Source organism: Fictibacillus sp. FJAT-27399 (assembly GCF_001510655.1).
GTDB lineage: Bacteria > Bacillota > Bacilli > Bacillales > Fictibacillaceae > Fictibacillus_C > Fictibacillus_C marinisediminis.
In genome coordinates this window covers 100,161-122,921 of record NZ_LMVC01000003.1, presented here as the reverse complement: position 1 = coordinate 122,921, position 22,761 = coordinate 100,161, and the positions used below count along the sequence as shown (strand labels likewise).

The window sequence follows — 22,761 nt, the reverse complement described above, 5'->3', positions numbered from 1 at the left end:
GTTACTTGCTTCTGTCCAAAACGTTGATAAGGGCTCCTTCAATACTTTCGGCTATGCTTTTTAACTCTTTATCTTCAATAAAACCAACCATGAAAAAAGCCCAAGAATGTATCCACATTCTTGGGCTTTTAATTTTACTTCAGTTTTTCAACTTTTGATAAAACACTATTTAATTCATCAGATGCCTTAGTTAAAGTCTTTGCATCCAGAGGCTTTGATTTTGCACCCGCTTCAATGGTGTGCAGCGGCGTTTCTACTTTTTCATAAAGATCGGCGTCTTTTTCTTTAACGCCGTCTTCGAATTTTTCCCATGATTCCTCTAACTGTTCTCCAGATTCTTTCACTTTATCTGCTTCGTTCGCTTTTAATTGAGATTTGAGGTCGGCAAGTGTTTGTTTCATTTCTTTGGATCCTTCAGCGATCGTCGGTTCTTTCGGTTTTTCTGATCCGTTATCTTTAGTTCCACAAGCTGATAATGTAAGAGAAGCTGCTAGTACGATAGGTACGATGTATTTTTTAGTTTGCATTTCGAAGTTCCCCCTGATGTTTGAGTTCGATTTTTAATTTGATATCTTTTTTTCTATTCAAAATTGCTGCCACTATGGCGACCAAAATAAGAAAAGCCTGTGGAATCATGCTTTCGAGCGTTGGGTAAAACGCAAGAAAATCAATAGTTGTTAAAGAATTCACTTGTGTCACAGGCAATAATCCAGCAAGTTGCAATCCGTGAATCCCCATACCTGTAAACTTGAAGCAGAGGTAAAACATGAGAACACTGGATACTAAGAAGAAAGGGCGCATCGGAATTCTTAACCCTAGCTTAAGAATGAAATAAGAAAGGATAACAAGAACCAAAACTCCTATACCAATACCTGTTAATAACGAAGGCAGCTTGATCGAATTCGCCATTCCTATGAAAAACAATACCGTTTCTGTTCCTTCACGGAAAACGGCAAGGAAAGACAGGGCGGCTAGTGAAAATAAACTTCCTGTGTTCAGTGCATTTGTACTTTTTGTGCGAATGTATCGCTGCCATTCCGCAAGACTGGATTTGCTGTGAAGCCAATAACTCATGTATAGCAGCATCGCAGCCGCAAAAACTCCTGTCCAGCCTGCAATCAAGAAATTGTTGCTTCCAAAGGCTCCTGCTGAAAAGAGGAGATTCACAATGACACCCAGGATAATACTGACGCCAATTCCTGAACCTACACCCATCCAGATCCATTGTTTTTTGTCTTCGTGCCCGGCTTTTTTCAAGAAACCAAGCAGTGCTACTACGACAAGCAAAGCCTCAAGTCCTTCACGAAGCAGAATGGTTGTGGCATCCATCATGTTATAGCTTGTTTTCATGGCGATGGGAGCCAGATAATCCCGCATATCCTGAATGGTTTTTTTAGCACCGTCTATATTGTTTGATGATAGCTGGGCATAAGAAGTAACCATATCCCGTTCAGCGCTGCTATAAACTTTTGAAGATTGGGTAAGTACAGCACCTTCAGCATTTAACCAGGATTTTCTAAACTTTTCAATGTCGGCTTTAGCCCCTTGAATATTGTTTTGATCGATATTCTTCAAAGAGTGGTCCAGTAAGGAAACAAGGCCAGCCACGTCTCCCTCTTTACTTGAACCGCTTTTTTTATCCTTGGATGCGGCAGGAAACTTCCCGTCGATGAATTTTTGGTTCATTTGCTTTAATTGTTCCAGCCCAGCGGTTACATTTTTCTTGTTTACTGGCTGTTGAGCGAGAGCGAACTGAACTTGTCCCATCGCATCCTCAATATCATGATAAGCAGTTGTCGATTGATCCTTTACTCCATCCTCAATGGACAGCCAAGTGCTTGAAAACTTTTTGAACTTGCTGGATGCCTTGGTGATATCCCCTTGCTGAGATGCATTCATAGCTTGTGTTACGAGCTTGTTTGCTTCTGCCATATCACCCTTTGCATTCCCCTTCGCAAAGCTATGTAAAGGTAAAATCATGACACCAGCCAGAAGTATGGCAAGAATGATTTGAACCTTATTCTTCAATGTAATCCCCTCACTTCTCAATAATGTTATATCTATTTTTAGTTAATGAAAATCATTGTCAGTTACTCACTTTCAAATTATATTGTTAATGATAATCATTGTCAATTACATTTTACTAAGATTTTTGTATGCAAAAAAGAGAAATCCTTAAAAATCAAAGGATTTCTCTTAATAATAAGGGTTTTTTTATAAGCCCTCCTCTTCCTGTTGTCTTATAAACTCAACGGTTCAATTTTCACAATATAATCCACTTTGACTTTCATGTTCTCATAATAATTCAGCCATTCTTTTCGGCTCATCGGCTGCAGCAATGGAGAAAGAGTATGTGCTCCTACTTCAAGAGGCTCTGCCTTTAATTTTTGTGTTTTCTTCACCAAATCCATTGATTGTCCTTGCAAATAGGACTCGATGTCTTTGTTAAGCTTTCTCATTTCACTGCTGCTGAGTATATTTCGATGTCCTCTGTATTCATCTATTCTTCCTTTCACATGTACCTTGATGGATAACGTTTTATAATTCCTGTCCACCTTCATATGAACCCTGGAACGTACTTGGCCCAAGGAAACCTTCAAAGGAGAAAGAGGAAGATTCTTTAAGTAATGGTCGTTGGCTAACAGCTGGAACATCTGATCTTCCATATCCTTAACGGAGCCCACATAATCATTATTTTTAAAAAAGGCTGTTCCTTCGTACGTAACTTTTTTTTCATTCACTTTAAATATCGGCAGCACAGGATCCGAATAAGGAGAATAGACCTTTTCCATAAACTCATGAATATTGACAATCGTCATTTCTCCCTGATTTCTTCTTTCATAATGCCTGAACATCCGATATAGAAAATAATCCAAGTTCTTGTGTTCGTTCTTTTCCTTCTCTAAGTACTTCTCAAAGTTCCCTCTGACCAGCACAACATAAAGACGAGGGGATACATCCGGATCTGAAAGGATGGTGTTCATTAAAGAAATGACTTCTTTCTTCGCCAGATTTTCATTGATTAACAGCATTCGGAGCTGACCAAGCTTTAGTTCCCGGTAAAACTTTAAGTTGAAATCCTTTTTTCCCTGCTTTAATAAATCCACATCCAGTGTAAATAGCCGCTTTTTCTCATTCATAACGGGAGGAACAAGTGTAGTAATTTCCAATTTGCCATTTTCCCCTTTATTCAGCGACCAAAAGGTTACCGGAGCAACTTCTTCAACTGTATTATCCTCAACAAATGGTGAGGAGCAGCCCGAAAGAACCAGTACACAACAAAGCAGCGGCAAAATAACCCTCTTTATATATCTCATACTAGGAGCTACCTCTCTTCCATTTCATTGCAATAAGAAGGAATGAAGGCACGAGAAAATAAGTAATCGCACCCAGCCAGAGCTGCAATGTTGTCCATATATTCAGCTCTTTCCCTTCCCTCCAGTACCAGCCATCAATAATCAGCATGCAAATAAAAATGGCGGCAGCGCTTCCCAAAAAGCCTTTACGATTCGTGGGAACTTTTATTCTCCCTGCTGCAATTCTTACTGCACCATAGAAATACAATAATAAGAGAGCGATCAAAAATAAAACGTAAATCATGATGAGAGAAATTATTATCAGATCAATGCGCTCAAACACCGGTGACTGCAAATAGCGGAGCATGTTTACAACAGGAAAACTGATTTTCTCGAGATAATTAGAACCAAAATATAAAAGACAAGCGACAAATAGAATGAGATATTCAATGACAGAGAGAGCATTCCCAATACTTAACCCTTTTAAAATCTTTTCCTTCGGTCCAATCCATGGGCCTAAACAGATTAAATATTCCGGTCCGGAAAGAGCTGACCAAATCATTAGAAACCCATACCAGGAATGAATCGAAATCTCTCCAGGTACCAATGGATACAGATGATGTATCTCGGCAATGGGAGGCAGGAAATAAGGGACATAAAGGACAATAATCCAGATCGTTGCTAAAAAAGCAATAAGGCCAAGCCGGATGGTCTTCTCCATTCCTTGAGAGGCAATGTAAAAGCTTGAGGCCATCAAGAAGAAAATGAGCCAGCTCGTCTTCATGGAGGGAAACATAAATTGGTGAATAATCTCAACATAGCCCAATGCTGTTACAATTACTTTTACTAAAATGACAAAAAGACCAAAAAATGCAAACAAACGGACGAGCCTCTCACCAAATAACTGTACAAAGCCAAGATAACCTTGAGAGGAATAATTTGATTTTAAATAGTAAGACAAGATCAAAAGGTTAATCTGCGAAAGGATCCCCACTCCGATAATTCCTAAAATCATATAGGGATGCATTAAGTGTTTCGGCAAAATGAGAATATAATACAGCATTTGCATCCGGTTCACCATGGCAAATATATAGCCGGTTCCCGTGATGGCCGTATTATCGAATAAGACAAACCTACTGCTCATTCGATCCCCTCCTTCTTTTCACCCTCCATTTTTGCAGTGGCTGTAAATATTGCGGCCGCTGCTTTATCCAGGGTAACGGTATTCTAACAAAAAGGTCATTCCAATCCTTCCAATGAAGAGGTGCAACGGGAGCAAAAAAAGGCTGTTTAAGGGAAGATAGTCCATTCAGATGGGCCAATAGGAGAATTAACCCGAGCGCAATTCCCAAAATACCGATAAACGACGATAAAATTAGAAATAGGAATTGTATGACCGTTGTAGCTTTTGTTACTAAATAATTTGGCACCAAAAAGGAAGCAATCGCAGATATTCCCACAAGAACAATCAATACCTTACTTGCAAACCCTGCTTCTACTGCGGCCTGTCCGATAACAATACCGCCAATGATCCCGATCGTCTGGCTCGTTTTGGTCGGCATCCGCAAACTGGCTTCTTTAATGATTTCAATGATAATCATCATGATCAACGCTTCCCAAAACGGAGTAAACGGCAATTTGCTCCGCGATTCCATCATCACATATAGAATTTGGAGCGGGATCATCTGATAATGATGGGTCGCTAACGCTACATAAAGCGGAATGAGTAAAATGGCGATAAGGAAACTTAAATAGCGAAGGGTTCTTAAAAAACTAGCAATGACCCAGCGGTGAACATAATCTTCTGGTGATTGGAAAAGATGAAAAAAAGTAATGGGAGCTATGAGGGCAAATGGTGTATTGGCAAGCAAAATGACGAGTTTACCAAGCCCGAGAGAATAAGCACATGAATCTGGACGGTCCGTCTGCATAGACTGAGGAAACAAGCTATTTGTATGATCATCCATAAAAGCTGAAAGGTTCGATGACTCCAGAATAAGATCAAAATTCACTTCCGAAATATTTTTCCTTGCAATATCTACAATATCCGGATTGGCAATCCCCTCTATGTACAACAATTGAACTTGTGTTTTTGTCAGGGAACCCACTTGAAATTTTTCTGTCTTCAGTTCAGTCAGAGGCAGCCGCCTGCGGATCATGTATAGATTATGCTCAACTCTTTCCGTAAAACTGTCTTTCGGTCCATACACGATCGTTTCAGTTTCCGAATTTTCGATGGCCCTGCTTAACGGGTTCTCCAGTTTAATGGCCCACCACTCGTTCTTCTCCACATCCTGGACAAGGACACACCCAATCAGCAAATAATTCTTTGCTTCTTCCATGGAATTCATCTTTATTACTTTGCACGTAGCGATACATTGGACAAATTGTTTGTTCGTGCTATGAATGATCGGATTGAGGATTGATTCATTCAACCTCTCATGATCGATTAAGGTTTGTATGTAGACAAGAGAAAAGGGAATGCCACTGTTGGTTTGCCGTTGAACGATTTCGGCATCATCCATTTTTGCCGTAATTTTTTTAAATGCTTCCAGTGTAACGGCTTCATGTGGAACACTCGTCTTCTGTTCTTTTTCTTCTTGGCTGGTTGCTGCCTTCTTCTTTTTCCAAAACATCATTAAATCCCACCTGCCAAATTCCTCGGATAGTCTCTTCTTTTTATTATGTTCCGGAGATGCAGTTTTATCCAAATGGTTTTAACGGTTGATCGTATTAGGTTAGTATTAGGTTGAAAATAAAAAAAGCCTTAACTAGATGATGTAAATCGGCGTTAAGTTTGGAAGAATAAAAAACGTATGGTACATGCTAAAAAAACAGGGGCTGTCCAAGAAGTCTGGAAGACGTTGATTTCCGTTCCAGGCTGCTCGCTTTCCGCGGGGCGTGCGGTGAGCCTTACCGGCGTGAACGCCTACTTTTTGGTGCAAGCACCGGCGGGAGTCTCACCTGTCACGCTAGTCCCGCAGGACAAGGAACGCTGCGGCAGCGGTGCGTCGCACGAAGAAAATGTGATTTTCATTTTCGAGGATCTCGCACCTTCCACTATAATCAACTTTTCATTGAAGATTTTTTGCGCAAAAAAGGAGCTGCCTGAAGGTCAATTTTTGACTTTCAGGACAGCCCCGTTTATCGCGCTCTTATACGATTCCATCGTACATATCCAGCTTACGGTCATTTTGGCAGTTTTCACAGATGTGCAGGATTTTAGCAGGAATACTGGTTTGGTCGTTTTCCCTCTGTTCTTCCATTCCACAGATTTCACATTTCTTCATGATGTGCCTTCTCCTTTAGCCTATCAGAATTATTGAAGCCCACCATCTTCAACAGCATAGCCGCTTTCATGGATGGCTTGAACAAAGTCCTCATAGGAAGCCATATTTTTATCAAAACTTATGGTTGCCTCTCCCCGTTTTATATTTACATCAAGCTGTCCAATCCCCCACACGTGCTGAAGCACATGGGCAATTTTATCGGCATCCTGTTCATTTACGATATCTTTGATTTTTATGATTTTTGTTTCCAATCCTGGCTTCACCCTTTATTTATTATGTCTTGGTACATCCGAAATACCTTCACCCATGCCCTGCAAAAACTCTGTCATCATCGACATCGTTGCCCTCGTTTCAGGGTTTCTCATCCTTTTGCCTAATTCCCAGAGGCTTGGCTTTTCCTGTTTTTCAACGGATTCGGCCGCCCGTTCCAGCCCTTTGCTGAGTCCCGACAGCATGGTTTTCAGTTGATCCGGGTTTAAGGTGCCTAAGAAGTTAAAAGCGTTGATTCCGTTTTTTATCGTCTTGTGCATCTCAGGCTTATTCAATTGTTGAACGGCGATCACTCCCACATCATTGCGTTTTTCAATCAGTGCCGAAAGCGTATCCAGGGCACCCATTTCATGGAGGTTTTTCACGATTCCTATCATGGTCAGAATGGCCTCGCTGTTGTTTGCAAGCTCATTGACAATGCCTGAAACCGCTTCTTCCTGCACTTCTTCCCGGGTGTGAATTTGCTTTTTAATTTGCTTGATTGCTTTCGCCATATTCGTCCCCCCTTATTAAATCTTCTATTGGCGTAAAATCCGAACGCTTCCACTTGCCTTCTACACGAACACTGATCTGGGGAATGCGGTTGCCAAAACGGTGATTCACTTTCGGAAGCGGCGGTTCTCCTGACGCCTCCAGTACTTCCATCCTGACATCCATTTCTTTGTAGGCCGGTGTATGTGTAATCGTGTCATGGTAGCTGCTCGTTAACTTATTTACCGCTTCAATGTCTTCTGATGTGTTCATCGTTAAATAAAGCTCATTGCCTTTTACCCGGTCGGTAACCATAGCCCGTACTTCCACATTTCCATACGGAGAGGTCAGGCTGACTAACGCACCGTCCTCGATCTTTCGCTCAAGAGCCAGCTGAGGAGAAATTTCCACCCAAGGATGAGGAACTTTGTGTGTCAGGCCATCCGATTTATACGTCATGTTTCCTTCGTGGAAGTGCTCCAGCAAACGGCCGTTGTTTAAATGCAGGTCATACTCTTCTCCCGGTTTAAAGGGCTCTGTCCACTCAACAGCGACCAATCTCGCTTTGCCGTCAGGAAATGCAAACCGTTCCTTGTATAACAGAGGAGAATCTGTTCCATCTGCCGCCACAGGCCAAAGCTGGCTTTTCCACCCTTCCAGTCTTTCATAGCTTACACCCGCGAACATTTTCGCAAGGCTCGCTGCCTCTGCCATAATTTCACCTGGATGAGTATAGTTCCAATTCGCCCCTAAAACGTTGGCAAGATCCCGAAAGATTTCCCAATCCGCCTTTGACTGTCCAAGCGGTTCCAATACTTTATAAAACCGCTGGATGCGGCGTTCGGTATTCACGAAGGTTCCATCCTTTTCAAGACTTGGCGCGGCAGGCAAGATGACATCTGCGAATTGTGCCGTTTTACTGAAGAAAATATCCTGTACCACAAAAAAGTCCAGTTTTTCAAATCCGGCATCCACGAAGTTCGAATTGGAATCCACCAATGACATATCCTCTCCAAACAAATAGAGCGCTTTTAGTTTGCCTTTATGAATCGCCTCTACCATTTGATGATTGTCCAATCCAGGCTCTTCGGACAGTGTAACTCCCCATGCTTGTTCATAGCGTTCACGCACCTGCTTGTCCTGTACAGGCTCATACCCAGGAAACCATGCGGGCATGGTTCCGAAATCACAAGCACCCTGCACATTGTTATGTCCTCTTAATGGATAGGCGCCGGTCCCTGTTCTTCCGTAGTTTCCTGTGATCAACAGCAGATTGGAGATCGCTGTACTCGTGTCCGTCGCTCCCATGTGCTGGGTCACACCCATTGCCCATAATGCACAAACGGATTTCGCCTCATGAATTGTGGTCGCGATTCGAATCAATTCATCTTTCTTTATGCCTGTTTTTTCTTCGGCATATTCCAGCGTGAATTTTTGCAGGGATGATCGATAATCGTCCAGCCCATTCACCCGGTTTTTCAAGAACTCTTGATCTTCCCATCCTTGATCGATGATATATTTCGTAATCGCTGAAAGCCAAATCAAATCGGTACCTGGTTTTGGATGAAAGTGTATATCAGCCCGCTCTGCCAGTTCATTTTTCCTCAGGTCGGCTACAATCAATTTTTGGCCGTGCAGTTTATGCGCTCTCTTGATCCTTGTAGCCAGCACAGGATGAGATTCAGCTGGATTGGCCCCGACAACGATCACAAGCTCTGCGGCCGCGATATCTTTAATTGTCCCGGCATCACCGCCAATACCCACCGTCCGCATTAAACCAGCTGTGGCTGGGGACTGGCAGTATCTTGAGCAGTTGTCCACATTATTAGATCCCATGATGGCACGCACAAATTTTTGAAAAAGGAAATTCTCTTCATTGGAGCATTTGGAAGAGGCGATATAGCCAATGGAATTTGGACCATGCTGATCTTTAATCTCTGTCAGCTTGCTCGCGATTAATTTCAGTGCTTCATCCCAGGTCGCTTCAACAAATTCTTCCCCCTGACGGATTAAAGGTTTTGTCAATCGTTCTTCACTGTTGACAAAATCCCAGCCCCATTTCCCTTTTACACAAGTTGAAATGCCATTGACAGGAGCTTCCTCACTTGGTTCAATTTTTAGAATATCCCTGCCTTTGGTCCACACTTCAAAGCTGCAGCCTACTCCACAATACGTACAAACCGTTTTGGTCCTTTTAATCCGGGCTTTCCGCATGGCTGCTTCCATTTCAGAAATCGCGAAAATTTCGTTATACCCCGGTTCTACTTCCTTCGTAAGATCGATCATCGGCCCCAGCATGTTTGCTGGAATCCCTGTCAGATAACCCGCTTCTCCCAGCATGGATTTCTCCATCAGCGCATTGCATGGACAAACCGTCACACAATGACCGCAAGAAACACATGAAGATTCATCGATCGGTACATCGTTATCCCAAATCACACGCGGAGCTTCACGTTCCCAATCGATCGTCAGCGTCTCATTTACCTGCAGATCCTGGCATGCTTCGACGCATCTCCCGCATAAAATGCACTGATCTGGTTCATAGCGGTAGAAGGGATGAGAGTTATCCGGCGGATAGGGCTTTGCTTCGAATTTATATTTTTGATGTTCAATCTCCAAATATTCCGCGGTGTTATGAACCACACAATTACCATTGTTGTTATCGCAGACGGTGCAATAGAGCTCATGGTTTTTCAAGATCCGGGACATCGCTTCATATTGCGCATCCTTTACCGTCTTCGATAACGTATCTACTTCCATTCCTGGCTTGGCTTTTGTTGAACAAGCCCGTACAAGCTCTCCTTCTACTTGAACAAAGCAGGTATCGCATGTTTGAATGGTGCCAAGATCAGGATGGTAACAAATACTCGGTATCTCGTAATCCTGAGATTTGGCAACTTCAAGAATGGTTTTTCCCTCAATGGCAGCAAAGTCTTTTCCATTGATCTTGATTGAAAACTGTTTTTCTTCCATTGAATGCGCTTCCCTCTTTTCATTATTTCATTTCCTTTGCATAGCATTTCCAAAAATGAAAGTAATTAAAAGGAAACTGCATATGAGATAGCAGGATTGGTTACTATTTTTATAGACAGGATTCAAGAAGGAGTGTTAGATGGATGGAGAATGACGCATTGTTTTCGCATGTCAAATCGATGATTGTTTCATCTACGAAAGTGCCGAAATGTATGGCGGTATCCACAGTGAAGGTTGCTGATCTGTATGGGGTAAAGCCAATGGAAATTGAACAGGGACTGAATGCACTGGTGGATGAAGGGAGATTAAAACGGGAGAAATTGAACGATTATCCACATTATGAGGTGTATTTATTGCCATAAGAATTTTAAAAAATTATATATAAAAACAGGCTGTTGAACTTGTGAGGTCAACAGCCTGTTTTTTTACCCATCGCTTATAAGGCTTTCTGTTTAAGCTGGGAATTGTCATTATCATTTTCATTTTCTTCTCTAACAAAGCTGTTGCTTCCTGCACCCATCCCTACTACATAGAGAAGTATGGCCGCAACGACTAAAATGATAAGCGGAACCGTCCAGCTATGGGTCTGATCATGCAGGAAGCCGAAAAGAGCCGGTCCTATGGCAGCCAGCAAATACCCGACAGATTGTGCCATCCCTGAAAGCTCTGCAGCTTGATGAGCATTCTGCGTTCGCAGTACAAAAAACATGGTAGCAAGGCCGAACCCTGATCCGATTCCAATTCCAATCAGGATGACATAAACAGGTGCGAGCCATGTCATTCCACTAAGAATACCCGCATAGCCCAAGAGCAAAAAGATGACAGTGAAAGCTACTAACTTGCGCTGGTTAGCACTTCTTCCCGCTAAAATCGGCACAATAAAAGTAGGCGGAAGGCTTGCAAATTGAGTTAATGATAAAAGCCAGCCTGCTTTTGTCGGGTTAACCCCCTGTTGATGCAAAATAGCCGGGAGCCAGGTAATGATGGCATAAAAGACGGTGGATTGCAGCCCCATAAACAAGGTAACCTTCCATGCAAGCCCGGAACCCCAAAGGTGCGTCCCTGAAGAAGAAGATTTAGGAATATGCTGTTTTTGAAGCAGCTGAGGGATCCACACAATGATGGATACGAGAGAAATGAGTGCCCAGCATACGAGGGAAAAGCGCCAGCCATACCCCAACCCTTTTGTAATCGGAATACTGACGCCAGAGGCAATAGCAGCCCACATATTCATTGAAACGGAATAGGTGCCAGTCATCATCCCGACTTTGTTTGGAAATTCTCTTTTGATTAAGCTTGGCAACAATACGTTACACACCGCAATGGCAATTCCGAGCAAAATCGTCCCGCTGAACAAACCTGGTGTAAAAGGAACAGAACGCAAAAGAATACCTGCTCCCAATAAAAGTAAAGCTCCAAACAGAGTATGCTCCAATCCAAACCTCCGGGCGATTTTTGGGGCGACCGGTGAGATCAGGGCAAAGGCAAGCAGTGGCAGCGTAGTCAGCATTCCTGCTAATGTATTGGACATTCCAGTATTTTTACGAATGATTTCGATGATTGGACCTACACAGGTTAACGGTGCCCTTAAATTTGCACCTGCAAAAACGATGCCCAGGATGAGCAGCCATACTCCAGGCTTAGAAACGGATTGAGTATGATAAATCTGTTTTTTTGAAATCACATTGCATCCTCCTCAAAATTCTTGGTGCAGCTTTCTTCTATGATGAAACTCCTGAAAAACAACAGAACACAGCGGTGCTTTCTAAAAAAGAAAATGCCCGACTCCTCCACAAACGCTACTCGTGTGGGGGGGTCTGGCACTATGTAGTCAGCCTATTTGTGTAGAAAGCAGCTGCCTGAAAAAGCGTCATAATTCCATTATAACACAAATCCCTGTCCTTTACAGGGATAAAGGGTAAAAGGATGTTGAATGAACATGTTATGCCCCTTCAACATTAAAAAGGACGGCACTTGCTTTAGCAACCATTTCCTTTTGATCATTAAAGACTTGGCATTCGGTATGGGTCAGTGTTCTACCCTCTTTTACAACCTGTGCATGCGCAACTAATAAATCACCTTTTCCTCCTTTTAAAAAGGAAACATTTAGGTCGACAGTTACCACCTTTTGCTGATTGTTTTCATTGGGTTCAATCGTATTGCACATGGCTACATCCGCCAATGAAGAGATAATGCCCCCATGAACGACTCCCAGACTATTACGATACATCGATTTTACGGGTAAGCTCACTTTAACCGTTTTCTGATCCACTCTTTCATACTCAAGCTCCAAAAATTGATCAAACGCTTGTTTTATGAACATGAACACCCCTCCTCCCTCTTCTATTTATTAGTTAAAAGTATAGGGCTCAACAGGAAAAGCTGTCAAAAATGACAGCTTCGGCTTTATATCAATAATGGAATTGCCGGACGTGGTAATCAAGCAACGCAAAGCGTCCTAACTAGTCCACTCTATCCTTCTCAAGAACCGTAAAATCCTTGTCTACCAACCAAACTTGGTTCACTCGCCTCCCCGGATCACTTTCTGTACCACTGAAGTGCTGCGCCACACATACATCAAAAAAGCTCTTTACCTGTTGATTATAGGCAGCCTTTTTTGATTGAATGATAAAGAACTTTTCTTCCTTCGCGATAATGGCTTGCGTATCAAGAACGGCGTGATACCGATTTAAGTCGCCGAAGTTGTAGGACATATACGTATTAAACGCTGACTCTATCTCCTTTTTCGTTTGGTTTCTGGCTTCTCTTTGCTGGCTGACTGAATCATAGGGCTTTTCTTGTCCGAGATTTGATGAAACCGGTGCCGCCTGCACGTATTTTGCAAACAGCGCATCATTCACTTTAAAACCAATATATAAACCCGTCACGACCATCAACATGAAAATGATTATAGGCTCTCTTTTACCCATAGATCCCTCCACACTCTACCAATAATCCATTCTCTCTTTACATCCTATGTTTACTAGGGGGAAAAATAGTCTACTAATTTTATTCTTTCAAAAAAAATGTTTAGAGGGTGGCTCATTTTCCTCTTTCTGAGGCGTTACTTGCGATTCGACAAGTTTTACTTGCGGAAATGTTCTCATTACTTGCGATTTTGCCTTCATTACTTGCGAAAAGTCGGACTTTACTTGCGGTTCGACAAGGTTTACTTGCAAAACACATCATTTTCATAAACTTCTGCGGGCTGAACTACAGGATGTATAAACTCTCTTGAATATTCTAAAAATGTTGATAAACTCAATTTATATAACGATTTGATAAAGAGGAGATTAATATGATTAATAAAATTGGAAAAATAACGGTGTATGTCCAAGATCAAGAAGAAGCTAAAGATTTTTGGCTCAATAAAATGAACTTTGTTTTAAAAGCGGACCAGCCTATGGGGCCAAACGCATCTTGGATCGAAGTGGGACCAAGTGAAGACGAATTTACCACCTTAGTTCTTTATTCAAAGGCAGCAATGGAACAGCAAAAACCATCTAAAGTTGCACATCCGTCCGTTTTATTCAGTACGACTGATATAGAATCCGCTTATGAAGAAATGAAACAACGTGGAGTGGAAGTAGATGAAATGCTAAGATTGCCTTTTGGAAACATGTTTTCATTCAAAGATCAAGATGGCAATGATTATTTATTAAGGGAAGACAAATAAAGGATACACGAGAAAAGGGGGCTGTCCAAGAAGTCTGTAAGCTGTTGATTTCCGTTCCAGGGTGCTCGCTTTCCGCGGGGCGTGCGGTGAGCCTTACCGGCGTGAACGCCTACTTTTTGGTGCAAGCACCGGCGGGAGTCTCACCTGTCACGCTAGTCCCGGCAGGAGTCTCGCACCTTCCACTACAATCAACTTTTCATTGAAGATTTTTTACGCGAAAAGGGGATGCCTGAAGGTCAATTTTCGACAGCCCCCTCAACTTTTGGAGAATTTAATTCACTCCTACCTTTCCCACACTAACCCCAACCTTCACAATCTGCTTCATCTTGTTCGACTCAATTGCAGCCAGGATGACATCCAGCGACTTCATGCCTTCCTCTCCGGTAATGAGAGGAGTTTTCCCATTCAGAACACAGTCGGTAAAATGGTCAATGACATGCGACTTCGTCTGGCCGCCTTTATCGTTGGACTGGATCCGTTCCAGTTCGTAGTTAACGGTTTCGCCGGTTTAAATAGTAAGGTCCCATATCATACATCGGACCGCCGCCCACCTGGTAAAAGAACGGAGGATTTGGATGCCAGTTCTCGGGTCCGCGCTTTAACATAAAGGCCGTAGCGGCAACCGGCTGGCCGATCGCTCCTTCCTCAATAGCGCCCTGCATTGCTCCTAAAAAGGTATCGGGTGCTGCACCGATCAAAAGTCCATTCTTTTTTGTTAATGAAGATGAGTTATTCAAACCAAAAGAAGAACTTGAAAATGCAGGAGTCGAAGTAACCATTGCCAGCACCGTGGCAGGTGAAATTACTGGTGACTATGATGGAAAAGCAACTGCTTCTGTTATCTTTTCGGACGTATCGCCCACAGAATTTGATGTTGTTTCGGTCATTGGAGGATATGGTACAAATGATCATCTATGGGGAAATCAAAAATTACAAGGCTTTTTGAAGCAAGCTTACAATGAGAAAGTTCTTGTAACAGGAATTTGTGCAGGGCTGTTACAGTTGCTAAAACTGGTTTGCTTTCTGGAAGAGAAGCAACTTGCTATCCAGTAGACGTTCAAAAGAACGAATTGATAGCTGTTGACGTTAACTATGTTGAACAACATGTTGTTGCATACGATGATATTATTACTGGCGATGGTCCACAAGGGGCCAAAGAATTTGGAAAAGCCCTTGTTAAAGCATTACGTTAGTATTTTAGTTGGATAGAGAGTGGTTCGGAAGTAAATTTCGAGCCCACCTCTTCCATTAATTATAAGCATTTTTTTGAGAAAGTTTTTGCGATTACAAGGAGGGTTTTTAGATTGGACAAAAAAATTGCTACACTTATAACCAATTTATTTGAGGATGTTGAATTTACAGAACCTGCAGAAGCATTCAAAGAAGCTGGTCATCAAGTAATTACAATTGATAAACATGCAGGAAATGAAGTCACTGGTAAAAAAGGCGCAACCGTAAAAATTGATAAAGCCATTGATGAGGTTAATCCTGCAGACTTTGATGCTTTGCTTATTCCAGGTGGTTTCTCCCCTGATTTACTTCGTGAAGATGACCGCTTTGGTCAATTCGCAAAAGAATTTATCCAAGAAGGCAAACCTGTTTTTGCCATTTGCCATGGACCACAAGTATTGATCGATACAGACCTGTTAAAAGGCGTCGACATAACTGGTTTCAAATCTATTCGTAATGATTTAAAAAATGCAGGGGCTAACTACAAAGATGAAGAAGTTGTGGTAAGCAATAAAATTGTGACTAGCCGTTTTCCAGATGATATCCCTGCATTCAATCGTGAAGCGCTAAAACTATTAGCAAAATAAAATAATGTAGCGTTGGTTTATATTATTTTCACCAAAAGTAGTATGTAATATTGTTTTCAGATACAACCTAAAAAGAATTTTTCAAGGAGGGTTCATACAATGTCATTAAAAGGAAAACGTGTAGTCGTAATAGGAGGTACTTCTGGTATCGGATTATCCGCAGCAAAGGCATTTCTTGATGAATCTGCTCAAGTCATTATTGCAAGTCGTTCTGAGGCAAAACTATCGGAGGCAAAGAATGTACTCGGTGGTAATGTGGAAGCATACAATATTGATTTTCGCAGTGAAGAAAAACTAGCTGACTTTTTTAAAATGGTAGGGAATTTTGATCACCTTGTCGTTACGGCAGGTGAAGGTGCAATGGGTCATTTTAGTGACTTACCTGTTGCGGATGTTAGAGAAGCGTTTGATAGTAAGTTTTGGGGGCAATACTCAACCGTTCGTGCTGCTATTCCGTACTTAAATGATACCAGTTCTATCACATTGACCTCTGGTGTTTATGGAATCCGTCCGCCACAGGGGGCCACTACACTTGCTTCGATCAATTCAGCGATCGATGGATTGGTTAGAGGGCTTTCAGTAGACCTGGCTCCTATACGGGTAAATGTTGTTTCACCTGGTATCGTAGACACCCCACTCTACGGAGGGATGCCTGACGAGCAAAGACAAAATTTATACAGCAACATTGCACAGCAGCTACCTGTTAATCGCGTGGCACAGCCTGAAGACATTGCAGAGGCCTACGTGTACTTAGTGAAAAATGGTTTTACAACTGGTACTGTTCTTCTTATTGATGGCGGAGCTCACTTGGTGTAAGTGAGCATTAAAATGTTATTTTTGTGGCTATACTACAACAATTTATAGCCACATTTATTTTTTAAATAATAATCCGATTTTTCAATAAATGGTAATAAATGAAGAATTGCAGTTCAAGAAAAACAAGGTGAGCTTTGAAGGGGATGATGAAAATGAGTGTACATGACCATGAAAAAATATTAAGAATGAAGCATTCACTTGAAAAACGTATCGTAACTTTACCTGATGGAACCTTTCTTCCAAGTATTGGTCAAGGAACATGGTACATGGGTGAAAATCCTCAATCGAAAAACAAAGAAATCAAAGCTTTGCAACTTGGAATAGAACTAGGCATGAAGCTAATCGATACGGCTGAAATGTACGGAAATGGCGATTCCGAGCGTTTGGTTGGTGAGGTAATCAAGGGGCGTAGAGATAAAGTTTTTTTAGTATCGAAAGTATATCCTCATCATTCCGGGTTAGATTTGATTGAAAGCGCATGTGAAAATAGTCTAAAACGATTAGGAACAGATTATCTTGATTTGTATCTTTTACACTGGAGAGGCCGTGTTCCTTTGACAGAAACGATTGAAGGAATGGAGAAACTGCGCAAGGATGGTAAAATTGCAAGATGGGGAGTTTCTAATTTTGATACGGAAGATATGATTGAGTTGTGGAATACCCCTAACGGAAAAAAATGTGTGACAAATCAAGTGTTATATCATCTAGGTTCTAGAGGAATTGATTATGATCTCCTACCCTGGCATCATGAACATAACATGCCAATTATGGCCTATAGTCCCCTGGCCCAGGGAGGAAGCTTAAGAAGACAATTACTAAGCGATCCAACCATCATTGAGATTGCGGAAAAATACAATATGCAACCATTACAAATTGCTCTTGCGTGGACCATTCGTTCGAACAACGTAATTGCTATCCCAAAAGCTGTTAAGGAAGAACATGTTTTAGCCAATGCTCAAGCTGCTACTATTCAATTGACCATAGAAGATCTGAACAGACTTGACGAGGTATTTCCAAAACCAACAAGAAAAATACCTTTGGATATTATATAAAAGCAGTTGCTGCTCAAGTCGCTAAAAATTTTGTAGAAAGAAATCAGAAGCGGGTGCTTGTGGTTAAAGACGTTGAACTCCCCGGTAATGATGATGTAGGTGTATTGTTTGTTCATGGCTACTACAAGGATAATAAAGAAGAAGTAGATGTTATGGTTCAAGAAGGACCCGAGGAAAATGATTTTAAAGTAGTTTCAATCGGTACAGACAATTAAAATAGCAGCTCCCGTTTATTAAGTTAATTAAATACAAATAATTTAAAACCCCTCACTTTGAGAGGTTTTTTTATTAAATAATTCTTTTAAGTCCAACATTCATAATATCCAGGACTTTACAGATTTCCTTCTTGTCCTTATGTAGTTCTTTTTGGACTAGCTCCTCTTCGGAAGCTTGTTTAAATTCTAAAAACAGAGATCTGGCTGTCAATAGTATTTTGTTTGAGTTTTTCTTGTCCGGATTATCTGTAGACTTAAAAAATTTATTAAATTAATGACTTTTACAACATTTAGAGCAATAGCTTCATTAGGCCATTTGTAAGTAGTTTCCCTGCAGCTCCACTGCTGCTGCACCTAAAATTCCACTACCTCCAACAAGAACTGTCAATCCACCGACCATACCTAGGCCACCAGCTTTATAACCTTTAGTATGACTTAAGGTGATCCTGATTGAGAATAAACAAGGAAAAAGAAAATATTTATTTACTGGTATATAGATTATATGAAGAGGTTGAAAGCATAAAAAGGGGAAAATGTATGCGTAAAATCGTGAATCTCCTATTTCTTATCATTGGGTTTTGCTGCACTATTTGTCTATAAAGCTGTTGTCACTCATGAGGGCATTCTGCACTTTTAACAGCTCCTTACAAAAAAAGCCTGTCTCATCAAAGAGATAGGCTATTGATTCTTATTCATACCAAACTTTGTAGTAGACCCTGGTGGTATCAGAGTTCTTTAAAAGAAGCCGGTATTGAGTATATGGAGATAATGCCGTGCTGCTGTTTTCCTGTGTGAAAGTGATTGTTTGAGCCCCTGTTTTAGGAGCATCAGCTTGTCCAACACTTGTCCAGACTCCATTTATGGTTTTTTGCAGATATACTTTGTATTTCCCGACCGTTGTACTTGTGGAATCTACTTTTACAATAATATCATTGTCGCCATTATATGAGATTGGATAGATGGCATCCGTTCCTACATTATACAAGAAACTGCCCGTTCTATATTTCCCTTCCCAAGTAGGGATAAAGTTCATCGGGTTCATCGCATATGTTTTTGCAGATGTCCAGTAAGGTTGGTGAACTTCAAAATGCAAATGCTGTCCGGACGAAGACCCCGTGTTCCCCATTGATCCTATCACTTGACCCTGGTAGACAGTAGCACCCACACCTACATTTCTAGTATTCAAATGAGCGTAAACCGTTTCGTATGGCACGCTGTTAATCGTATGTTTAATAAAAATTACATTTCCATAGGAACTAGATAGGTAGGATCTGCTGACCGTTCCTGGAGCTGATGCAACGACTTTAACATATCCGCTTTTAGCCATATCTACACCATAGTGATTCGTACCGTTTCTAAGTCCGAAATTAGAAGTAAACGTTCCTTCTGCCGGCTTAATAAATGTGTTATCCCCTGCCGCGGCCTCGGCCTCAATACCTATAAAGAATACCGAAAATAAAAAAGCAAAAACCGTTGATAGAATAAAACTCTTTCTCTTTATGCACATACTTCTCAAGCTGCAATCCCCCAAATATTAGACTTAATGACATAATATAGAATTATATACTAATATAGTAATTCTTTTTCCCTATACAAAAAAGGTAAAAAAGACCCAAAAAATAAAATTAAAATTAGAGGATTAAAACTTTGTGTCTATTAAACTTTAGATAAGGTAGGGAAATAGTTGGTTCTAAATAAAGAAAATGACGTATGCTCATTCATACGTCATTTCTTAATGACTAACCTAAACATGAGTGATATTCCGAACCCCGTTCCGATCCTGAACGAGGAGCCCGCTAGGAAGACAATTCCCAACTGTCATTTAATCATTGGTTATCATTAATTTGTTTAATTTTAGATAGATTCACTTTAGGTTTTCTGCTTTCGGTCAGCAGTCCGTTGACTTCTTGCTGAACATCGGTAATCTGGGTATAACAAAAGCCGCAAATGTAGTCCAGGCTCATGATCGCTTTGGTAATGGATTCATAACGATCTAAAAATTCCTGCTCGTCTTTTACCTGGTTCCCATATCCCCAGCCCTCTTCGGAATTAAAAGCAATGCCCCCGTATTCACTTATAATAATCGGCTGGCCTTTATACTCATATCCTTGTGCCATGGCATGTTTAAAATTATTAAAGGCAATCTTATTATCCACGACTTTTTCTTTTTCCTTATAGCGGCTTAGGAATTCGTCACCATATTCCACATAGTCATGAAGGGTAATGATATCAGAAACTGTATGTTCCCAACCGTCGTTTACGATGACAGGCCTCATAGGATCCATTGATTTCGTCAGATGATAGATTCCTTCCGTAAACTTTTGCTGTTGTTCGTTCGTGTAAATATTCTTTATTCCCCAGGATTCATTGAACGGTGTCCACGTAATAATACTTGGGTGATTATAGTGCTGCTGGACAACGGTCATCCATTCCTCCGTGAAATTTTGAATCGCCTCATCCGAAAATTGATAGGCTGCGGCCATTTCGGACCAAACTAAAAGGCCTTTCTTATCCGCCCAATATAGAAAACGCTGATCTTCAACTTTCATATGTTTTCTTACCCCGTTAAAGCCCATTTCGAATGTCTTCTCGATATCTAAAATGATCGCTTCTTCTGAAGGCGGTGTAAGATGGGAATCTTCCCAATATCCTTGATCTAACAGCAGTTTTTGATAAATGGGTACATTATTCAATAAAATATTGCCATTCTTTATCGATACTTTTCTCATACCGAAATAGGACTGAACGCGATCGAGCTCTTTTTCCCCATGGTAAAGGGTGAATTCCACATCATACAAATGAGGATGCTGCGGACTCCAATGCATGACCTTCCATTCGTGGATCTCACTCACCAGATTTACTTTCATCCTTGCATTTTCACGGTCAGCCTTCAAGCTAAATTCCTTCACAGGCTGACCATCAAATGTAATCGATGTTCTTAACGAAAGCTCCTTTTGATCTTGTTGAACATTCGTCAATTTATAGTCGAACTCTACGGAATCCGTATCCAGATCTGGAGTGATTTTAACCGAATGAATACTCGTTTGATTTAAGAATTCCAGCCATACGGTCTGCCATATACCGGTGGATTGTACATACCAGCAGCCAAAGTTCTTATCAATCCATCGTTGCTTCCCTCTTGGTTGATGTTCATTGTGGCTATCCTCTATTTTGACTACTACGTTATTTTCTTTTCCTGCATTGATATAGTTGGTAATGTCAAAGGAAAATGCCGTATATCCCCCTTTATGCTGCCCGGCAAAAATACCATTCACCCATAGTTTGGTCACATAATCGGCTGCTTGAAAGTGCAGAATGGTTTTTTTATGGGAATACTCTTCAGGCACAGTAACTAACCTTTGATACCAAATATAGGGGCAAAAGGTTTCCTCATGAATTCCGCTGGCCTTGGTTTCATAAGTAAAGGGGACCCTTATTTTTTGATTTAATTTTGTTTGTTTGTACCACTGCTCTTCTTCACCGACATTCGTCTGATCGAACTGAAAATCCCATTCTCCATTAAGATTCAACCATTCTTTTCTTTCAAATTGCGGTCTGGGATATTCCTTGCGAATGTTCACTTCCATGATCAACAGCTCCTTGATAAATTAGTGGGTTGGCTCTGCCTGACTATGTAACTTCGAAATCGTTTTATTTTTTGCCAAGGCTAATATTCCGCCCGAAAGAAAAAGAACAGTACTTAAGAAATCCATGAAAAAGTAGGATGCAGCACCTAATAAAATAAACCAGAATGATAGTTTTACTTCGACCTTGTCATCTTTAAAGTTTCTTGCCAGATAAAGATTCAATAACCCTATGGCTACAAAAAAGAGGCCGAATGTTACAGCAAAGCTATATAAACTGCCAAACAAAGATTCCATCGCTTTCATTTGTGCAAATTGCGTTTCATGAATACCGTTACTTTGTGATTTGATATACGATCCATAGACAAAGATGGTAAGCAGACCAGAAAGCATCTGCCATACCGATCCAATGATGATCAGTTTTCTTTCCAGTTTTCTATTCAAAACGTTCCCCCCTTATCCTTTTACTCCAGAAGATAAAGACATCGATTGTAAGAAATAACGCTGAGTAAACAAATACAAAATAAAGGTTGGGACAATCGCAATAATAGCGGCTGCCATCGCATGTCCGATATCTGTGACATACATTCCTTGCAGAAGCTGCAGCCCTGGTGTGATCGGCATTTTATCAATATCATTGAACACGATCGAAGGCCACAAAAAGTCATTCCATGAACTCGTAAATGTAAATAACGCCACAACGGTTAATACAGGTTTGATAAGCGGAAGGGTAACCTTCGTATAAATTTGAAAATCGTTGGCTCCGTCAATCCGCGCTGATTCATCCAGTTCAAGCGGAATTCCGATCATAAACTGTCTTACTAAAAAAACATTAAACACCGCTGCAGCTCCTGGAACAATGGCCGCCCAATAACTATTGACCCAACCGAGGGTATCAACAATTTTATACAACGGAATGAGGTTCACAACGGCAGGGAACATCATGGTTGCGAGTAAAAAGGAAAAAAGCCAGTCCCTTCCCTTAAATCGCAGCCGGGTATATCCATACGCTGCCATTGAAACAACCACCAATACAAGAATGGTCTGTGTGACAGAAATGATCATTGAATTCATAAACCACTTGGCTACAGGAGCACTTGTGTTATTAAAAAGAACGTCCTGGTAATTGGCGATGACCCAGTGGATGGGCAGCATCGTAAAACCAAAGGTTTGGATATCGATCTCATCTTTAAAGGATGTGAAAAGTGACCAGGCAAGAGGGAATATCCAAATTAAAGTCATGCATAACAGAAAAATGAATGAAATCAAGGTGGAGATGTTTACTTTTTTCAATGGTACCC

Annotated in this window: 24 protein-coding genes and 2 pseudogenes; 9 read left to right on the top strand and 17 right to left on the bottom strand. The window is 41.2% G+C overall.

The window, feature by feature from the left end; translation table 11 throughout:
• Nucleotides 1–134: 134 nt before the first annotated feature.
• From AR335_RS14795 to AR335_RS14775, 5 genes are all read right to left on the bottom strand, one after another.
• Nucleotides 135–527, bottom strand: a complete 393-nt coding sequence (locus AR335_RS14795; protein WP_062237333.1) for a hypothetical protein — start codon at nucleotides 525–527, stop codon at nucleotides 135–137.
• Entirely contained in the window at nucleotides 517–2,028 is a 1,512-nt protein-coding gene (locus AR335_RS14790; protein WP_156419012.1) for an FTR1 family iron permease, read from the bottom strand. Before AR335_RS14790 ends, AR335_RS14795 begins: the two co-directional genes overlap by 11 nt.
• A gap of 212 nt (nucleotides 2,029–2,240) precedes the next feature.
• Complete coding sequence (locus AR335_RS14785) at nucleotides 2,241–3,317, bottom strand: Ger(x)C family spore germination protein (RefSeq protein ID WP_062237331.1); 1,077 nt, start codon at nucleotides 3,315–3,317, stop codon at nucleotides 2,241–2,243.
• A 1-nt stretch (nucleotide 3,318) separates the two neighbouring features.
• Entirely contained in the window at nucleotides 3,319–4,440 is a 1,122-nt protein-coding gene (locus tag AR335_RS14780; RefSeq protein ID WP_062237328.1) for a GerAB/ArcD/ProY family transporter, read from the bottom strand.
• On the bottom strand, nucleotides 4,430–5,932 hold the full coding sequence (locus AR335_RS14775) for a spore germination protein (RefSeq protein ID WP_062237993.1): 1,503 nt from the start codon (nucleotides 5,930–5,932) through the stop codon (nucleotides 4,430–4,432). Before AR335_RS14775 ends, AR335_RS14780 begins: the two co-directional genes overlap by 11 nt.
• Before the next feature lie 228 nt (nucleotides 5,933–6,160).
• On the opposite strand from AR335_RS14775, the gene AR335_RS14770 reads away from it, so the two are divergent.
• The gene (locus AR335_RS14770; RefSeq protein WP_156419011.1) at nucleotides 6,161–6,622 is read left to right on the top strand and encodes a hypothetical protein; all 462 of its coding nucleotides are present in this window, start codon (nucleotides 6,161–6,163) and stop codon (nucleotides 6,620–6,622) included.
• Here AR335_RS14770 and AR335_RS14765 read toward each other — a convergent pair.
• Genes AR335_RS14765 through fdhF form a run of 3 tightly spaced genes read right to left on the bottom strand, consistent with a single transcriptional unit; the run spans nucleotide 6,616 to nucleotide 10,300 of the window.
• Nucleotides 6,616–6,837 carry a heavy-metal-associated domain-containing protein gene (locus tag AR335_RS14765; protein WP_062237320.1) on the bottom strand — a complete coding sequence of 74 codons (222 nt, stop codon included), beginning with the start codon at nucleotides 6,835–6,837 and terminating at the stop codon, nucleotides 6,616–6,618. The two genes, AR335_RS14770 and AR335_RS14765, sit on opposite strands and share 7 nt — an antisense overlap.
• A 15-nt stretch (nucleotides 6,838–6,852) precedes the next feature.
• On the bottom strand, nucleotides 6,853–7,350 hold the full coding sequence (locus AR335_RS14760; protein ID WP_062237319.1) for a DUF1641 domain-containing protein: 498 nt from the start codon (nucleotides 7,348–7,350) through the stop codon (nucleotides 6,853–6,855).
• Complete coding sequence (fdhF, locus tag AR335_RS14755) at nucleotides 7,325–10,300, bottom strand: formate dehydrogenase subunit alpha (RefSeq protein ID WP_062237318.1); 2,976 nt, start codon at nucleotides 10,298–10,300, stop codon at nucleotides 7,325–7,327. The genes AR335_RS14760 and fdhF overlap by 26 nt, the downstream gene beginning before the upstream one ends.
• A gap of 143 nt (nucleotides 10,301–10,443) precedes the next feature.
• Here fdhF and AR335_RS14750 point away from each other — a divergent pair, with 143 nt between their 5' ends.
• Complete coding sequence (locus AR335_RS14750) at nucleotides 10,444–10,662, top strand: hypothetical protein (protein WP_062237317.1); 219 nt, start codon at nucleotides 10,444–10,446, stop codon at nucleotides 10,660–10,662.
• 74 nt (nucleotides 10,663–10,736) lie between these two features.
• On the opposite strand, the gene AR335_RS14745 is transcribed toward AR335_RS14750, so the two are convergent.
• The 3 genes from AR335_RS14745 to AR335_RS14735 all read right to left on the bottom strand — a co-directional run bounded on the left by AR335_RS14745 (nucleotide 10,737) and on the right by AR335_RS14735 (nucleotide 13,230).
• Complete coding sequence (locus tag AR335_RS14745) at nucleotides 10,737–11,984, bottom strand: CynX/NimT family MFS transporter (RefSeq protein WP_062237308.1); 1,248 nt, start codon at nucleotides 11,982–11,984, stop codon at nucleotides 10,737–10,739.
• A 258-nt stretch (nucleotides 11,985–12,242) separates the two neighbouring features.
• Entirely contained in the window at nucleotides 12,243–12,623 is a 381-nt protein-coding gene (locus AR335_RS14740) for a PaaI family thioesterase (protein WP_053356717.1), read from the bottom strand.
• 139 nt (nucleotides 12,624–12,762) lie between these two features.
• A complete protein-coding gene (locus AR335_RS14735) occupies nucleotides 12,763–13,230 on the bottom strand; it encodes a hypothetical protein (RefSeq protein ID WP_062237306.1) in 468 nt (155 codons plus the stop codon).
• A gap of 368 nt (nucleotides 13,231–13,598) precedes the next feature.
• Between AR335_RS14735 and AR335_RS14730 the strand changes: the two genes are divergently transcribed.
• Complete coding sequence (locus AR335_RS14730; RefSeq protein ID WP_062237305.1) at nucleotides 13,599–13,976, top strand: VOC family protein; 378 nt, start codon at nucleotides 13,599–13,601, stop codon at nucleotides 13,974–13,976.
• Nucleotides 13,977–14,020: 44 nt separating this feature from the next.
• Nucleotides 14,021–14,179 carry a hypothetical protein gene (locus AR335_RS24155; RefSeq protein ID WP_156419010.1) on the top strand — a complete coding sequence of 53 codons (159 nt, stop codon included), beginning with the start codon at nucleotides 14,021–14,023 and terminating at the stop codon, nucleotides 14,177–14,179.
• A gap of 68 nt (nucleotides 14,180–14,247) precedes the next feature.
• On the opposite strand, the gene AR335_RS25550 is transcribed toward AR335_RS24155, so the two are convergent.
• Nucleotides 14,248–14,364 (bottom strand): hypothetical protein, encoded by a 117-nt coding sequence (locus tag AR335_RS25550; protein WP_369795849.1) that lies wholly within the window; start codon nucleotides 14,362–14,364, stop codon nucleotides 14,248–14,250.
• A 121-nt stretch (nucleotides 14,365–14,485) separates the two neighbouring features.
• Nucleotides 14,486–14,695, bottom strand: a pseudogene (locus AR335_RS14725) (Gfo/Idh/MocA family protein); the annotation flags it as partial.
• On the opposite strand from AR335_RS14725, the pseudogene AR335_RS14720 reads away from it, so the two are divergent.
• From AR335_RS14720 to AR335_RS24150, 5 genes and pseudogenes are all read left to right on the top strand, one after another.
• Nucleotides 14,670–15,169: pseudogene (locus AR335_RS14720) on the top strand (DJ-1/PfpI family protein). The pseudogenes AR335_RS14725 and AR335_RS14720 overlap by 26 nt on opposite strands.
• A 111-nt stretch (nucleotides 15,170–15,280) precedes the next feature.
• Entirely contained in the window at nucleotides 15,281–15,793 is a 513-nt protein-coding gene (locus AR335_RS14715) for a type 1 glutamine amidotransferase domain-containing protein (RefSeq protein ID WP_062237301.1), read from the top strand.
• Nucleotides 15,794–15,892: 99 nt separating this feature from the next.
• Nucleotides 15,893–16,609, top strand: a complete 717-nt coding sequence (locus AR335_RS14710) for an SDR family oxidoreductase (protein ID WP_062237299.1) — start codon at nucleotides 15,893–15,895, stop codon at nucleotides 16,607–16,609.
• 152 nt (nucleotides 16,610–16,761) lie between these two features.
• On the top strand, nucleotides 16,762–17,661 hold the full coding sequence (locus AR335_RS14705) for an aldo/keto reductase (protein ID WP_082683545.1): 900 nt from the start codon (nucleotides 16,762–16,764) through the stop codon (nucleotides 17,659–17,661).
• A 59-nt stretch (nucleotides 17,662–17,720) separates the two neighbouring features.
• A complete protein-coding gene (locus tag AR335_RS24150) occupies nucleotides 17,721–17,876 on the top strand; it encodes a hypothetical protein (RefSeq protein WP_156419009.1) in 156 nt (51 codons plus the stop codon).
• A 688-nt stretch (nucleotides 17,877–18,564) separates the two neighbouring features.
• Here the strand turns inward: AR335_RS24150 and AR335_RS14700 are convergent.
• From AR335_RS14700 to AR335_RS14685, 4 genes are all read right to left on the bottom strand, one after another.
• Nucleotides 18,565–19,383, bottom strand: a complete 819-nt coding sequence (locus AR335_RS14700) for a M23 family metallopeptidase (RefSeq protein WP_234293334.1) — start codon at nucleotides 19,381–19,383, stop codon at nucleotides 18,565–18,567.
• A gap of 319 nt (nucleotides 19,384–19,702) precedes the next feature.
• Nucleotides 19,703–21,463 (bottom strand): glycoside hydrolase family 2 protein, encoded by a 1,761-nt coding sequence (locus AR335_RS14695; RefSeq protein WP_062237293.1) that lies wholly within the window; start codon nucleotides 21,461–21,463, stop codon nucleotides 19,703–19,705.
• Between the two features lie 21 nt (nucleotides 21,464–21,484).
• A complete protein-coding gene (locus AR335_RS14690) occupies nucleotides 21,485–21,904 on the bottom strand; it encodes a hypothetical protein (protein ID WP_062237291.1) in 420 nt (139 codons plus the stop codon).
• 12 nt (nucleotides 21,905–21,916) lie between these two features.
• The gene (locus AR335_RS14685; RefSeq protein ID WP_062237289.1) at nucleotides 21,917–22,753 is read right to left on the bottom strand and encodes a carbohydrate ABC transporter permease; all 837 of its coding nucleotides are present in this window, start codon (nucleotides 22,751–22,753) and stop codon (nucleotides 21,917–21,919) included.
• Between the last annotated feature and the right edge of the window lie 8 nt (nucleotides 22,754–22,761).

Excerpts from the sequence above, each read along its gene's own strand:
- AR335_RS14795 (WP_062237333.1), bottom strand. The coding sequence starts at position 527 with ATGCAAACTAAAAAATACATCGTACCTATCGTACTAGCAGCTTCTCTT.
- AR335_RS14785 (WP_062237331.1), bottom strand. The coding sequence starts at position 3,317 with ATGAGATATATAAAGAGGGTTATTTTGCCGCTGCTTTGTTGTGTACTG.
- AR335_RS14780 (WP_062237328.1), bottom strand. The coding sequence starts at position 4,440 with ATGAGCAGTAGGTTTGTCTTATTCGATAATACGGCCATCACGGGAACC.
- AR335_RS14775 (WP_062237993.1), bottom strand. The coding sequence starts at position 5,932 with ATGTTTTGGAAAAAGAAGAAGGCAGCAACCAGCCAAGAAGAAAAAGAA.
- AR335_RS14760 (WP_062237319.1), bottom strand. The coding sequence starts at position 7,350 with ATGGCGAAAGCAATCAAGCAAATTAAAAAGCAAATTCACACCCGGGAA.
- fdhF (WP_062237318.1), bottom strand. The coding sequence starts at position 10,300 with ATGGAAGAAAAACAGTTTTCAATCAAGATCAATGGAAAAGACTTTGCT.
- AR335_RS14750 (WP_062237317.1), top strand. The coding sequence starts at position 10,444 with ATGGAGAATGACGCATTGTTTTCGCATGTCAAATCGATGATTGTTTCA.
- AR335_RS14740 (WP_053356717.1), bottom strand. The coding sequence starts at position 12,623 with ATGTTCATAAAACAAGCGTTTGATCAATTTTTGGAGCTTGAGTATGAA.
- AR335_RS14735 (WP_062237306.1), bottom strand. The coding sequence starts at position 13,230 with ATGGGTAAAAGAGAGCCTATAATCATTTTCATGTTGATGGTCGTGACG.
- AR335_RS14730 (WP_062237305.1), top strand. The coding sequence starts at position 13,599 with ATGATTAATAAAATTGGAAAAATAACGGTGTATGTCCAAGATCAAGAA.
- AR335_RS14710 (WP_062237299.1), top strand. The coding sequence starts at position 15,893 with ATGTCATTAAAAGGAAAACGTGTAGTCGTAATAGGAGGTACTTCTGGT.
- AR335_RS14705 (WP_082683545.1), top strand. The coding sequence starts at position 16,762 with ATGAGTGTACATGACCATGAAAAAATATTAAGAATGAAGCATTCACTT.
- AR335_RS14700 (WP_234293334.1), bottom strand. The coding sequence starts at position 19,383 with ATGTGCATAAAGAGAAAGAGTTTTATTCTATCAACGGTTTTTGCTTTT.
- AR335_RS14695 (WP_062237293.1), bottom strand. The coding sequence starts at position 21,463 with ATGGAAGTGAACATTCGCAAGGAATATCCCAGACCGCAATTTGAAAGA.